Origin of the sequence: Tardiphaga sp. 20_F10_N6_6 (assembly GCF_052076045.1) — a bacterium.
Classification (GTDB): Bacteria; Pseudomonadota; Alphaproteobacteria; order Rhizobiales; family Xanthobacteraceae; genus Tardiphaga; species Tardiphaga robiniae.
Window position 1 is genome coordinate 5520250 of the sequence record NZ_CP197239.1, and the last position, 14196, is coordinate 5534445.

Below are 14196 nucleotides of genomic sequence, written 5' to 3' on the forward strand. Positions count from 1 at the left end.
CCGCACGTGTAAGGATTTGGGAACACTACCCCGATACATTTTACCCCGAGGAATCAGCGATCGAAAATCGCACGCCCGGGGGAACACAGCCGTGAAGCTCGCCAATATCCGTATTACGTACAAGCTCGTCGTTCTGGTGGCCGTCACCATGATCGGCCTCTGCGCCGCGGGCATCCTGGCCGCCTATATGGTCAAGAGCGAGATGCTCTCCGCGCGAACCGAGCAGCTGAAGTCGATCGTCGAAATCGGGACCAACGTAGCGGCCAGCATCCAGAAGGATGTCGCAGCAGGCAAGCTCACCAAGGAAGCCGCGACCGCCGAGCTGGTACGCCGCATCGAGCCGATGACCTATGACAACGGCAACTATCTGTTCATCTACACGATGGACGGTGAGGTGGTTCATTTGCCGGGCTTCAAGGCGGGATCCAACCGGCTCGACGTCAAGGTTAGCGGCGTAGCCATTACGCGTGAATTCCGCGACGGCGTCGCAGCCAACGGCACGAAGATTCTGACTTACGAATTCCAGAAGCCCAATGAGCAGGTCCCGTCGCGCAAGATGGGTTATGCCGCGGCGCTTCCCGGCTGGAACATGTTCATTGCCACCGGCGCCTATCTCGATGACCTCGACGCTCATCTGAAACCGATCATCTGGGCACTCGGCCTGGCCATGCTGGCCATTGCCGCGGTGGCGGGTGCGATCGCGTGGCTGATCGGCCGTAGCATCACCAAGCCGCTCGGCATGCTGGGATCGCGCATGGAGTCGCTCGCCAATGGTGCGCTGGATGAGGAAATTCCCGGCGTTGGCCGTAGCGATGAAGTCGGTGCGATGGCCAAGACGGTTCAGGTGTTCAAGGACAACGCGCTGCGTATCCGCTCGCTGGAACAGGTCGAGGCGGATGCGCAGGGCCGTATCGCCGCGGAGCGCCGAGCCGCCATGGAGGCGATGGCCACGGATTTCGAGCGCAGCGTGACGGGTATCGTCCGCTCGGTCTCCACCGCCGCAGTCGGCATGCAGAGCACCGCGCAGTCGATGACGGCGACGGCAAGCGATGCAAGCTCGCGCGCCGCGACGGTCAGTGCAGCTTCGACGCGCTCGTCCGACAATGTCAGCACGGTTGCGGCGGCTGCGGAGGAATTGTCGGCGTCAGTCAGTGAAGTGCTGCGTCAGGTATCGGCTTCCAGCGAGATCGCCAGCAAGGCGGTAGGCGATGCCGAGCGCACCAATGCGACTGTTCAGATCCTGTCGAGCGGCGCTGAGAAAATCGGCGAAGTGGTACAGCTGATCCACAGCATTGCCTCCCAGACCAATCTGCTGGCGCTGAACGCGACCATCGAAGCCGCACGTGCCGGCGAGTCCGGTCGCGGCTTTGCCGTGGTTGCGTCGGAGGTGAAGGCGCTGGCCAGCCAGACCGCCAAGGCCACCGAGGAAATTTCGGCGCAGGTCGCCGCCATGCAGGCATCGACCAGCGAGGCCGTTGCATCGATCGGCGCCATCACCGGCACCATCGCCCAGATGAGCCAGATCACCAACACGATCTCTGTGGCGGTGGAGCAGCAGGGCACTGCGACGCAGGAAATCGCGCGCAACATTCAGTCGGTGTCGGCCGGCGCGAATGAGATCAGCAATCATATCGGCGGCGTCAGCAGCGCAGCCGAAGCCACCGGCTCCGCGGCGTCACAGGTGCTGTCGAATGCAAAGGAGCTGGAGAGCCAGTCCGGCATGCTGCGCACCGCAGTGGATGAATTCCTCGCCAAGGTGAGAGCAGCCTGAGTCAAATCCTTCCCCGAGCGCGGCTTAGCTGCGCTCGGGGAGCTACCGGGCTGGGACTTGCCTGAACTATTGAGTTTCGGCCGCTGCGTCGTATCGCTGCACCACCGAATTTAAATCTGCACAATGATAGTTCATAGTGGTGCGCAGCTACCTGTAGCGCGACTTTTGGTGCGTTCGAGGTAACCTATAACCGCGGTTGCAAAAACGGAACTACACACCACTTCACGAACTCGAAACTACACCCTGCGATGGTGACTCGCTTATTTCAGCGCGCCTTACAGGGATACTTCCCATGAATCGTTTGAAAATTTCGATCGGCCTTCGCCTCTACAGCATCATTGGCTTGAGCTTTCTTGGCCTCGCCGGGCTGGCCTGGATGCAGCTGAACACCCTCGGCGACTCGCTCAAGCAGCAGCGCCAGAGCGAATTGACCCATCTTACGGAGCTGGCGCTCGGCATCGCGCAGGAAGAATACGCGACGATCCAGCGTAGCGGCGTGTCGGACGAGGCCGCGCGCAAGACCGCAGCGGCGCGTATCGGCAAACTGCGCTACGGCAATGGCGATTACTTCTGGATCAACGACCTGCAGCCGCGCATGGTGATGCATCCGATCAAGCCCGAGATGAACGGCAGCGATCTCTCCGGCAACAAGGACCCGAACGGAAAGCGGCTGTTTGTCGAATTCGCCGATGTCGTGAAGAAGCAGAAGGCCGGCTTCGTCGACTATCTGTGGCCCAAGCCCGGCAAGGACGCACCGCAGCCGAAGCTGTCTTATGTCGTTGGTTTCGAGCCTTGGGGCTGGGTGATCGGCACCGGCGTCTATATCGACGACTTGCAGGTACAGCTCTGGGAGAGTGCGCGCACCGTGATGATCGCGGCACTCGCGGTCATTGTCATTCTCGGCGCGCTTGCCTGGATGATTGGCCGCAGCATCACCATCCCGCTTCGCCGGCTCGGCGCGCGCATGCGCGGTCTCGCCGATGGCGCGCTGGATGAAGCGATCCCCGACGTCGACCGCGGCGACGAGATCGGCGCCATGGCCGCAACGGTTCAGGTGTTCAAGGACAACGCGGTGCGCATTCGCGGGCTCGACAAGATCGAGGTGGAATCGCAGGCCCGTACTGCTGCCGAACGCCGTGCGGCCATGGAAAGCCTCGCCGATGATTTCGAGCGCAGCGTCAACGGCATCGTGCGTTCCGTCTCCACCGCCGCGGCCGGTATGCAGAGCACTGCACAGTCGATGACGGCGACGGCAAGCGACGCGAGCTCGCGCGCATCGACGGTCGGTGCGGCATCGGCGCGTTCATCTGACAATGTCAGCACGGTTGCCGCCGCGGCTGAAGAACTATCGGCATCAGTCAGCGAAGTGCTGCGTCAGGTCGCAGCCTCCAGCGATATCGCCAGCAAGGCCGTGGGCGATGCGGAGCGCACCAATGCGACGGTGCAGCAGCTCTCCAGCGGCGCCGAGAAGATTGGCGAGGTCGTGCAGCTGATCCACAACATCGCCTCGCAGACCAATCTGCTTGCGCTCAACGCCACCATCGAAGCGGCACGCGCCGGTGAATCCGGCCGCGGCTTTGCCGTCGTCGCATCGGAAGTGAAGGCGCTGGCGAGCCAGACGGCGAAGGCGACCGAGGAAATCTCCGCGCAGGTTGCAGCGATGCAGGCGTCGACACAGGAGGCTGTCAACTCGATCAACGCCATCACCGGTACGATCGCGCAGATGAGCCAGATCACCACGACGATCTCGGCGGCAGTGGAAGAGCAAGGTTCGGCCACGCAGGAGATCGCGCGCAACATCCAGTCGGTTGCCGCTGGCTCGAGCGAGGTCAGCGCTCATATCGGCGGCGTCAGCGCAGCGGCGGAAGCAACGGGGCAGGCGGCAGGCATGGTGCTGTCGAATGCGAAAGAGCTGGACGGCCAGTCGAGCATCCTGCGCAAGGCGGTGGATGAATTCCTCGCGAAGGTTCGCGCAGCGTAGAGCCTTTCTTCTTCTCTCGCGGAGGGCGAGCTCTTGTAGCGCTGCAATCGTTGCTCATCATCAAGTATCACAGGCTCGATGATTTGCGGGTTTGGTTTGTAAAGAACAAAAAAAGGTCTGTTCGGTATTCTTCTCCTCACTTGGTATTTGCACCCGCGACCTTTTTTGGAGAACTCATTGTGAAGATAAGTAATCTGACGATCACGCCCAAGCTAGGTATTCTGGTGGGTGTCATGTTGCTTGGTCTGTGCGCGTCTGGCGTTCTCGCGGGATATTTCGTTCAGCGCGAGATGATGACCTCAAGGATCGAGGAGCTGCGCCACTTCGTCGATGCCGCGCGCAGCGTGGCGATCGGATTGCAAAAACAAGTCGACGCCGGCCAGCTCTCCAAGGAAGCCGCGATGGCTGAATTCGGTCGTCGTGCAAATACGATGACCTACGACAACGGCGCGGGCTATCTGTTCGGCTCCATGATGGACGGCGTGACGGTGTTGTCGCCGGATGCCAAGCAGATCGGTCAGAACCGTCTCGATGTGGTGACCAATGGCAAGGCGATCGGTCGCGAGTGGCGCGACAGTGTTGCTGCCAAAGGCGAGCACACGATGTTCTATGACTACGTCAAACCCGGCCAGACGGAGCCGCTGCGCAAGGTTGCTTATGCCGCTGCGATCCCGGGATGGAACATGTATGTGGGCGCGGGAGCTTATCTGGAAGACCTCGATGCCAGGTTGAAGCCGATCGTCTGGGCGCTCGGTTTGGCGATCCTTGCTATTGGTGCGGTCGCGGGCGGCATCGCCTGGATGATCGGTCGCAGCATCAGCCGCCCGCTCGGTCAGCTCGGTGCGCGGATGCGCACGCTGGCCGATGGCGCGCTCGAAGACGACATTCCCGGGACCGGGCGCGGCGATGAGATCGGTGCGATGGCATCGACCGTTCAGGTCTTCAAGGACAATGCGGTCCGGATCCGCGGGCTCGACAAGATCGAAGCCGAGACGCAGGCGCGCGCGTCTGCCGAGCGTCGTTCGACCATGGAGAGCATCGCCGATGATTTCGAACGCAGCGTCAACGGGATTGTTCGCTCGGTATCGACGGCAGCGGCAGGGATGCAGACCACCGCGCAATCCATGACGGCGACCGCCAGCGATGCCAGTTCGCGTGCATCGACGGTCGGCGCCGCGTCGGAGCGGTCGTCGGACAATGTCAGCACGGTTGCAGCTGCCGCCGAGGAATTGTCGGCTTCGGTCAGCGAAGTCTTGCGGCAGGTCTCGCAGTCGAGCCAAATTGCCAGCAAGGCAGTCGGCGATGCGGAGCGCACCAATGCGACCGTTCAGCTGCTGTCCAGCGGCGCGGAGAAGATCGGCGAAGTGGTTCAGTTGATCCACAGCATCGCCTCCCAGACCAATCTGCTCGCGCTGAATGCGACCATCGAAGCGGCGCGCGCCGGCGAGTCCGGCCGCGGCTTTGCGGTCGTCGCCTCTGAAGTGAAGGCATTGGCGAGCCAGACCGCCAAGGCTACCGAAGAGATCTCCGCCCAGGTCGCCGCCATGCAGGCGTCCACCAGCGAAGCCGTGCTTTCGATCAGCGCCATTACAGGCACCATTGCGCAGATGAGCGAGATCACCACCAGCATCTCCACGGCCGTCCAGGAGCAGGGCGAGGCCACGCGGGAAATCGCGCGCAACATTCAGTCGGTCGCGGCGGGCTCCAGTGAAATCAGCGAACATATCGGCGGCGTCAGCAGCGCAGCAGAAGCGACCGGGACGGCGGCCTCGCAGGTGTTGTCGAATGCCAGGGAGCTCGACACCCAGTCCGGCATGTTACGAACGGCTGTGGACGAGTTCCTGACCAAGGTGCGTGCTGCGTAGAGGCTCTACTTTCCCTCTCCAACAAGGGGGGAGGGAAAGTAGATCAAGCCCGGATGCAAAAAGCCCTCCCTTGCGGGAGGGCTTTCGTCGTTCAGGCTGATGCCTGCTCGCGTTGCTTACTTCGCCTTCAGGAAGTCGGCGACTTCGAGCAGCACGAACTCGTTGTCGTCGGCCTTGTTCGGCTCACGGCTCGACGAGAACGGCAGGTTGTTGTCGTTGCCGACGATGATGTGGGTGGCATCAACCTGGTCGACGTTCTCGATGGTGAAGAACGGGAAGGTCAGCACGCCGTCGTTCAGCGGCTTGCGGGCCAGCTTGTTCGGGTCCTGGATCTTCATCAGGTCGATGAAACCAATCTTGCGAACGGGCTTGCCGACATTGGCGTCGTTCAGTTCGATCTTGTAGACCTTCTTGAACTTGGCGAGATCCGGGAAGCAGTCTTCACCGCGCTTGCCGTCGGCGCAGGCCTTGTCCTTGGTGCCTTCGCCGTTGTCACGCTCGATGATCAGGCCGTTGTCGGCGGTGATCATGTTGAAATCGCCGATGGCATTGCCGTTCTGTTCGAACACATACTGCCAGTAGCGACCGGTGAACTTCTCGTTGGCGACGTCGAATTCCAGGATGCGCGAAGCTTCCTTGCCGTCGACCTTTTCCCAGTCCTTCTTCTCGGCATCCCAGATCGGGCCTTCGAGCAGGCCGTAGAGGAACTTGCCATCCTTGGAGGAAGCGAAGCCTTCATAGCCCTTGGAGCGGCGCAGGTTGACCGTGGTGTAGGTGGCGCCCGGCGCACCCGGCGACTGCACCGACCAATGGTCCGGTGAACGCACCGGCTTGCCGTCGGCGACGGTGTCAAACACAGCCCGCACCTTGCCGGTCTTGTCGGCCTTGATGATGTAGGGGCCGAATTCCTCGCCGATCCAGAAATTGTCGCCGACGATCTGGAAACCCTCGGTGTCGACATCGGCGCCGGTCAGGTAGCGCTTGGCGGTGTCTTCATGGACGATGCGGAACGGCACCTTCTTGTCGGGATCGTGCAGGAACACGGTGGCCTGACGCTCGACCTTGCCGTTCTTCCAGTCGATCTTGTGGTGATTGAGATAGATCATGTAGTCGGCCGAATTGTAGCGCGAGCCGGCGCCGTTGTCGGTCAGCACCCAGAACGAACCGTCGGGCATCACCTTGATGCCGGAATGGCCCTGCAGCGGCTGGCCCTTCATCGGCAGCGAGATGCCGGTGGCGCGCTCATAGGACTTGCCCATCACGGTGCCGAGCGCGTCGACGCGCTTGCCGGTGGTGTATTTGCCCGAGGTCTTCAGGTCGTTCGGCGCATCCGCAGGCGCATCGATGGTCGACGTCGCCGGCAGCACGGCATGGCCGGCGAGCTTGGCGGGGAATTCACCTTCGGTCTGGGCGAAAGCGGCGGATGTGAGCATGACGAGGGAAGCGACGGAGCAGAGGAATGTGCTGCGCATGGTGTGTCTCCTTGTGGTGACCATGCGGCGTGTTCTGAGGCGCGGGCGTTACGCTGCGCTGACAGTTCCGTGACAAGAAAATGACGAGAGGGGAAAACCCTGCGACATGCAGTCGCCGAGTCTGCGGGTTAGGCGCGGTTCCTCTTCGTTCAACCCACGCAAAACCATCTCATGGCCGGGCAAAGCGCGAAGCGCGGCTTCGCTGGATGTCCCGGCCATCCACGTCTTCTTTGTGGCCGAGACGTGGATACCCGGCATTCGCCGGGCATGACGAACATACCTGCCGTGCGGTTCTATCTGAAATGCACCTACTGCTTCTCGATCCCCGCATCCGTGATCAGCTTCTCCCACACCTTGAGCTGATCCTTCAGGAAGGCGTCGAACTCTTCCGGCGTACCGGAAAAGGCTTCCATGCCGCGGCTGGCGAGGTCTTTCTGGATCTCGGGGCGTTCGACGATCTTGCGGATTTCGGCGTTGAGCTTGACGACGATGTCCTTCGGCATGTTGGCCGGACCGAGATAGCCCTGCCACGAGGTGATGTCGAAGCCCTTCACGCCGGCCTCGTCCATAGTCGGCAGATCGGGCAGCAGTTTGGAGCGATATTTCGTGGTCACCGCAAGCGACTTCAACGCCTTGGCGTTGACATGCGGCAAGCCGGTCGGAACGTCGACGAACATCATGCTGACACGGCCGGCGATGACATCGGTGAGCGCCGGTGGTGAGCTCTTGTAAGGCACGTGCAGGAGATCGAGCTTGGCGAGGCGGGCAAAGGTCGCGCCCGAGACGATCGCCGACGAACTGCCCGATGCGTAGGAGTACTTGCCCGGCTCTTTCTTGGCGAGCGCGATCAGCTCTTCCACGGAGTTGGCGGGAATCTCAGGATTGATCACCAGCATGAAGGGCAGGTCGCCGGTGCGCGCGATCGGCGTGAAATCCTTGATCGGATCATAGCTCATGGTCTTGAGCAGAAAAGGATTGGCCGAATGCGTCGTGTTGGTCGTGACGAACAGCGTGTAACCGTCGGCGGGGGCGCGGGCGACGAAACTGGCGGCGATCGAGCCATTGGCGCCGGCTTTGTTGTCGATCACGGTGTTGGCGTTCAGTGCGGTGCCGAGTTCCTTGGCGATCAGGCGCGTCGTGGTGTCGGTGCCGCTGCCGGCGGCGAAAGGGAGCACCAGCGTGATCGCCCGGTTTGGATAATTCGCAGTTTGTGCGATGGCATCCGGGGTCGCCAACAGCAGCGCTCCGATAAACGATGCGCTCGCCGCACCGCGAAGAACTGAAAGTCCGTGCATTCCGCTTTTCTCCCTGAATCGGCTTTGGTAGCCCACATTTGTTGCGGGCAAACTAGCGGAGGTCGGTGACGCACGGAAGCGGAAAGGTATGCAGTTCAGCTGAGCGCGCTGTCGATGGTGTAGGCCATGCATCGACTTCTGCTGCACCGGGTCGACCTTATCGCGTTCGTGAGCGACAGCACCTGCAGACGGTCGCTGATCTCCGCAGCATCTCCACGTCGGGGTCGGTGCGAATGCCGGGGCGACCTCCGGAGCACGCACGGTCGTTTCGTCGCGATCCTTCTCGTCGCCGCTACTGCTTCCCGACCAGCGATAGGGTCAGCGCCGCGCAGGCGCAAAGCTCTTTGACAAATGCACAGCAGCTCTTATATAAATTAGAATAGTTCTAAACTAAGCAAGGCATTGATATGAAGGCGTTTTCGGAGCTCACCGAACGCGAGGTGCTGGCGGTTGCGATCTCCAGCGAGGAAGAGGACAGCCGGATCTATCTCAGCTTCGCCGAGGATCTGGCAGAGCGCTATCCCGATTCCGCGAAAGTCTTCAGCGAGATGGCCGAAGAGGAAAAGGGCCATCGACATCTGCTGTTGCAGATGTATGAGGAGCGCTTCGGACCGAACCTTCCGCCGATCCGGCGCGAAGACGTCAAGGGCTTCATCCGCCGCCGACCAATCTGGCTCACGCGTAACCTGTCGCTCGACACCATCCGCAAGGAGGCCGAGAGGATGGAGTTTGAGGCTGAGCGCTTTTACGCCAGAGCCGCCGAGCAAGCGACGGATGTCGGCGTTCGCAAGTTGCTGGGCGATCTGGCCGAGCTGGAAAAAGGACATGAGCATCTCGCGGCCAAACTATCGGATGCCATCCTGACGTCCGACGTTCGTACGATCGAGGACAACACCCGCCACCGGATGTTCGTCCTGCAATATGTTCAGCCTGGTCTTGCGGGCTTGATGGACGGCTCCGTATCGACGCTGGCGCCGCTGTTTGCGGCCGCGTTTGCAACACATCACAACTGGCAGACATTCCTTGTTGGCCTCGCTGCGTCGATCGGCGCCGGCATCAGCATGGGTTTCGCCGAAGCACTGTCGGACGATGGCTCCATGACCGGACGCGGCTCGCCGTGGCTACGTGGCGGCATCTGCGGGCTGATGACGACGCTGGGCGGTCTCGGCCATACTCTGCCTTATCTCGTGCCGGACAACTGGCCGAATGCGTTCTGGATCGCGACGGCCATCGCAGGTGTTGTCGTTTTTTTCGAACTCTGGGCCATCGCCTATATCAGGGCGCGCTATATGGATACGCCGTTCCTGCAGGCCGTCTTTCAGGTGGTGCTTGGCGGCGTCATCGTTCTGGCGGTGGGAATATTGATCGGAGGCGCGTAGTGGGTGGGGAGGCGTCAGATGGCGTCATTGCGCGGGATGGCGTAGGTTCTATGCGCGGGAAACCCTGCTGCTCGTCCCGCCGATGATGAGTGTGTGCGATGCATGATCGCGGCAGGTGCGATCGCGGGCAGCTTACGGGTAAAGGAGCGTCCCATGTATGCTGCCATTCGTCAGAGCAAGGCAAAGACCGGCATGGCTGAGGAACTGACGCGCAGGATCAAGGAAGGTGCCATTCCGATCATCAGTGATGTCGAAGGTTTCATGGCCTATTATGTGGTCTATGCGTCCGACGATACGGTGACGGCGATCAGCATCTTCAACAATTTCGCGGGCGCCGAGGAGTCGAACCGACGCGGGCTCGCGTGGAGCGAACAGAATCTGGCGCCCTTGCTGATTGGACCAGCCACAGCGATAGCCGGGCCGGTTATCGTTCATACGTTGGCATAACGCGCGCGGGACAGGTGCTATGCCGGGCGGTGGCATGTGCGCGTAGATTACTCGCTAGATTCTCAATCTCCCAGCAGGCGCTTCGCGCCGGCGATTGCGCGGCGCGCGACTTCTTCGGGGCCGCGCTCCCGGGTCAGCGCATCCATCGGCACTTCGAGCGCGACCGGAATATGCTTCGGCAGGTGCGCGGCGATGGCGCAGAGGTCGATGCCGCCGTCGCCGGGTGGCAGCCGTTCAGCGCGCGCGGTGTGCAGCAGTCCTTCCACCGTGCCAGGCTTCTCCGCCGGAGCATCGCAAAAATGGAAAAACGGCAGCAAGCGCGATGGCATGTCGTCGAGTTCGGCGAGGCTGCTGTCGGAGCGGTCGAAATGCAGCGTATCGACAAGGATACCCGCATTGGCGCGGCCTGCGGTCTCGACGATGGCGCGCGCCTTGTGCAGGTTCGACACATTGGTCCAGGGAAAGAACTCCATCACCGGCATGATGCCGTATCGCGCCGCAAGATCGGCGATGGCCGCCAGTCGGTCGGCGAGGCGGGACAAGTCGGGATCATAGGGCGCGACGATGACATGGCGGGCTCCGAGCTCCGCGCCGGCGGTGAGTATCGGCTCAAGCGCCGCGACGTCGATCCCGGGCGTGATCTTGACGAGTTCAATATCGAGCACGTGCAGTCCGGTATCGGCGAGACGCGCCTTGGTTTGCTGCATCATCGCCTTGTCGTTCATCAGCGGGTAGCCAGGGCTTTCCGCGGTCACGGCTATCAGTCTCAGTCCGACACTCCGGTAGCCGCAGCGCGCGGCAACGTCGATCATCTCTGGCGGCGCCAGCGATAGCACGGTGAGGTGGGCGAGCGAGAAAACGGTCATGTGATGTTTCTACTCCCGATGTCAGGCTGGCCGGAGCGGATGTTCGGTCTATCGCCGTGATGCGATGAACACGCCTGACAGCACCAGCACGTAGCCGATAAGGTGAAACAGTTGCGGCTGCTCGCCGAGAAACGCGATCGCCAATACCGAGCCGAACACCGGCATGAGATGCAGAAATGGTGCCGCGCGATTCGGGCCGATCAGCGCGATGCCGCGATTGAAGAACAGATAGGCCAGCGCCGACGGAAAGATCATGGCATAGGCGAGCGTCAGCAGCGTTACGGTGTCGAAGATCAGCGGTGAACCGGAGTTGAGTTCCCAGATGCTGACCGGCAGGGTCAGGATCGCGCCGCCGGCGGTGGTGAAAGCAATCAGCGACATCGGGTGCGTCACCGGTCGCCGCAGCATCAACGCCGAATAGATGCCGAACACCAGGAGCGCTGCGAACAGCATCGCATCGCCCTTGTTGATCTGGATACTGGCCAGTGCGGTGAGATCGCCGCGCAGGATGATGATCAGCACGCCGGCCATGGAGACCACGATGCCGAGTAGCTGCGCGAGCGTCAGCCTCACGCCGAACAGGATCAGCGTCCACAGCGCGACACAGAGAGGGCCCGACGACTGGATCAGCAACGCATTCAGGGCCTGCGTGTATTTCAGGCCCCAATAGGCCAGCACCGTATTGGCGGCGAAGCCGGTCAGCGCCAGCATCGTCATGAGAGAAAGCTGCGCGCGGAGGACCGGCCAGTCCGTGCGCAGATGCGTCCAGGCGAAGGGCAGCAACAGGAAAAAGGCCCCGATCCAACGCACGCAGGCCAGTGTCACCGGCGGTACGTGGCCGGCGACATAGCGGCCGAGCACGATATTCCCGGCCCAGAACAGCGAGGTGAGGCTGAGCAGGAGATAAGGCTGGTTGGCGAACCAGCCGACGATCGTTTGTCGCGGCGGAGCGGAAGGGGTCATCGGCTCGATGGTCAATGCAGCCTTCCATAGGCGGCAGTTCGCCGGGTGGCACAAGCCACGCTGGCGCGCGGACACCATGCGCGGCAGCGGAGCGCGCATCGGTAGATGCGTCGAATGGACGCCGAGAATGAGCCTCGATTCAGGTATTCAGATGCCTAAAAGCACGCAAAATCAGATGATTATACCTTTTCCACCAGGCGAACATTAACTGCTTTCGAACGGCTAGCCGATAGAACTGAATCATAATGATGGAACTTGTTTCTTGAATTGCGGGTCCGGATACCTCGTCGACGTTGTGCAGTGAGTGTGTCTGGAGCCGTTCGGCTTTGAGCGCACGACCGAGGGGTCGGCGCGACAGGAGATCGCAATGCCGTTGTCCGCCTCCCAACCCAAACCCGGCCGTCGCCGGGGTCTCGGTCTTGGCCCGCGCATCATGTTGATGACGGTCTCCGGCATTCTCATCCTCGGCGTCTGCATCACGCTGGTCGCCAAATATGTGCTCGAACAGGGCGCCGCCAAATCCGCGACAGAGCGGGTCGAGACCAACATGCGCGTCGCCTGGAACGTGCTGCGCGAGAGCGGCGACAAATACAGCATCGCGGATGGCAAGCTGCTGGCGGACGGCAAGCCGCTGAACGGCAATTTCGCCGCGGTCGACAAGATCAAGACGCTGGTCGGCGGCACCGCAACGATCTTCATGAACGATACCCGCATCTCCACCAATGTGATGAAGCCGGATGGCACCCGTGCCATCGGCACGCAGCTGGCGAAAGGGCCGGCCTATGACGCGGTCTTCAATGGCAAGACCGCGTTCCGTGGTGAAGTGGCTATCCTCGGTGAGCCGTATATGACTGTCTATGATCCGATCTTCGACGCCAGCCGCAACGTGATCGGCATCCTCTATGTGGGCATCAAGAAGGTCGAGTTTCTCGAAACCGCCAACGACACGCTCTGGACCATTATCTATGCGACGCTCGGCGTGATGCTGCTCGCCATCATTGTCAGCTATGTTGTGGCGCGCAGCAGCGTGGTGCGTCCGTTGAAGGCAAGCATCGCCACGATGAACAAGCTCGCCAAAGGAGACCTCACCGTCTACGTTCCGGCAAGCAAGCGCGCCGACGAGATCGGGGAGATCATGACGGCGCTGAGTGTATTCAAGGAGAACGGCCTCGAAGTCGAGCGCATGAAGGTCGCGCAGATCGCTACGGAAAGCCGCACGGCCGAACAGCGCAAGGCGGATATGATGAAGCTCGCCGCCGATTTCGAAGGCGCCGTCGGGCAGATCGTCGAGACCGTATCGGCTGCCTCGAAGGAACTGGAAGGTTCGGCCACCACATTGACGGCAACCTCGGATCGCTCGCAGGCTTTGGCGGTGGCTGTATCGGCGGCATCGGAAGAAGCCGCGACAAACGTGCAGTCGGTCGCATCCGCCACCGAGGAAATGTCGTCGTCCGTGCACGAGATCAGCCGCCAGGTGCAGGGCGCCGCGCGCATTGCCAGCGAGGCTGTTGCGCAGGCTGACAATACCAACAACCGCGTCAGCGAACTGGCGACAGCCGCGGCACGCATCGGCGATGTCGTCGAGCTGATCAACAATATCGCGGGCCAGACCAATCTGCTGGCGCTCAACGCGACCATCGAGGCCGCGCGCGCCGGCGAAGCCGGTCGCGGCTTTGCGGTGGTTGCCGCGGAAGTGAAGGCGCTGGCCGAGCAGACTGCAAAGGCCACGGGTGAAATCAGCCAGCAGGTCTCGGGCATCCAGAAGGCGACCGAGGATTCGGTATCGGCCATCAAGGAGATCTCCATGACTATCGGTCAGATGTCGGAGATCGCGTCCGCCATTGCATCGGCCGTTGAAGAGCAGGGCGCCACCACACAGGAGATTTCGCGCAACGTGCAGCAGGCCGCAGCAGGCACGATGCAGGTGAGCGCGAACATCACCGACGTGCAGCGCGGCGTCGAAGAAGCAGGCTCGGCGTCATCGCAGGTTCTGTCCGCGGCACAGTCGCTGTCCAGCGAAAGCACGCGACTGAAGCAGGAGGTCGGCAACTTCCTGCGCTCGGTGCGCGCCGCGTAACTATCCACCGGGAAAGACAAGAATCGCGCGCGCGACGGCGCCCCAGATGTTTCCGGGCAGAGACAATCGTCGCGCCCTGG

10 protein-coding genes are annotated in these 14196 nt (G+C 61.7%); 6 read left to right on the forward strand and 4 right to left on the reverse strand.

Annotation, left to right across the window (positions count from 1 at the left end; genetic code table 11):
- The first annotated feature begins 91 nt into the window (after window positions 1-91).
- From AB7813_RS26465 to AB7813_RS26475, 3 genes are all read left to right on the forward strand, one after another.
- Window positions 92-1771 (forward strand): methyl-accepting chemotaxis protein, encoded by a 1680-nt coding sequence (locus AB7813_RS26465; RefSeq protein WP_120288635.1) that lies wholly within the window; start codon window positions 92-94, stop codon window positions 1769-1771.
- A gap of 292 nt (window positions 1772-2063) precedes the next feature.
- Window positions 2064-3752 (forward strand): cache domain-containing protein, encoded by a 1689-nt coding sequence (locus AB7813_RS26470; RefSeq protein WP_441228790.1) that lies wholly within the window; start codon window positions 2064-2066, stop codon window positions 3750-3752.
- A 179-nt stretch (window positions 3753-3931) separates the two neighbouring features.
- A complete protein-coding gene (locus AB7813_RS26475; protein ID WP_441228791.1) occupies window positions 3932-5617 on the forward strand; it encodes a methyl-accepting chemotaxis protein in 1686 nt (561 codons plus the stop codon).
- 116 nt (window positions 5618-5733) lie between these two features.
- Here AB7813_RS26475 and AB7813_RS26480 read toward each other — a convergent pair whose 3' ends face one another.
- On the reverse strand, window positions 5734-7089 hold the full coding sequence (locus AB7813_RS26480) for an esterase-like activity of phytase family protein (RefSeq protein WP_441228792.1): 1356 nt from the start codon (window positions 7087-7089) through the stop codon (window positions 5734-5736).
- Between the two features lie 308 nt (window positions 7090-7397).
- Window positions 7398-8384 carry a Bug family tripartite tricarboxylate transporter substrate binding protein gene (locus tag AB7813_RS26485; RefSeq protein ID WP_441228793.1) on the reverse strand — a complete coding sequence of 329 codons (987 nt, stop codon included), beginning with the start codon at window positions 8382-8384 and terminating at the stop codon, window positions 7398-7400.
- Between the two features lie 407 nt (window positions 8385-8791).
- Here AB7813_RS26485 and mbfA point away from each other — a divergent pair, with 407 nt between their 5' ends.
- Both mbfA and AB7813_RS26495 read left to right on the forward strand, forming a co-directional pair.
- Window positions 8792-9763, forward strand: coding sequence for an iron exporter MbfA (gene mbfA / locus AB7813_RS26490; RefSeq protein WP_441228794.1), 972 nt, complete (start codon window positions 8792-8794; stop codon window positions 9761-9763).
- Between the two features lie 153 nt (window positions 9764-9916).
- Complete coding sequence (locus tag AB7813_RS26495) at window positions 9917-10210, forward strand: antibiotic biosynthesis monooxygenase (RefSeq protein ID WP_089263582.1); 294 nt, start codon at window positions 9917-9919, stop codon at window positions 10208-10210.
- A gap of 62 nt (window positions 10211-10272) precedes the next feature.
- Here AB7813_RS26495 and AB7813_RS26500 read toward each other — a convergent pair whose 3' ends face one another.
- Together AB7813_RS26500 and AB7813_RS26505 are read right to left on the reverse strand one after the other, a co-directional pair.
- Window positions 10273-11076 carry a sugar phosphate isomerase/epimerase family protein gene (locus AB7813_RS26500; protein WP_441228795.1) on the reverse strand — a complete coding sequence of 268 codons (804 nt, stop codon included), beginning with the start codon at window positions 11074-11076 and terminating at the stop codon, window positions 10273-10275.
- A gap of 48 nt (window positions 11077-11124) precedes the next feature.
- Window positions 11125-12039 carry a DMT family transporter gene (locus AB7813_RS26505; RefSeq protein ID WP_068731383.1) on the reverse strand — a complete coding sequence of 305 codons (915 nt, stop codon included), beginning with the start codon at window positions 12037-12039 and terminating at the stop codon, window positions 11125-11127.
- A 367-nt stretch (window positions 12040-12406) separates the two neighbouring features.
- Here AB7813_RS26505 and AB7813_RS26510 point away from each other — a divergent pair, with 367 nt between their 5' ends.
- Window positions 12407-14116 (forward strand): methyl-accepting chemotaxis protein, encoded by a 1710-nt coding sequence (locus AB7813_RS26510; RefSeq protein WP_441228796.1) that lies wholly within the window; start codon window positions 12407-12409, stop codon window positions 14114-14116.
- Window positions 14117-14196: the final 80 nt, after the last annotated feature.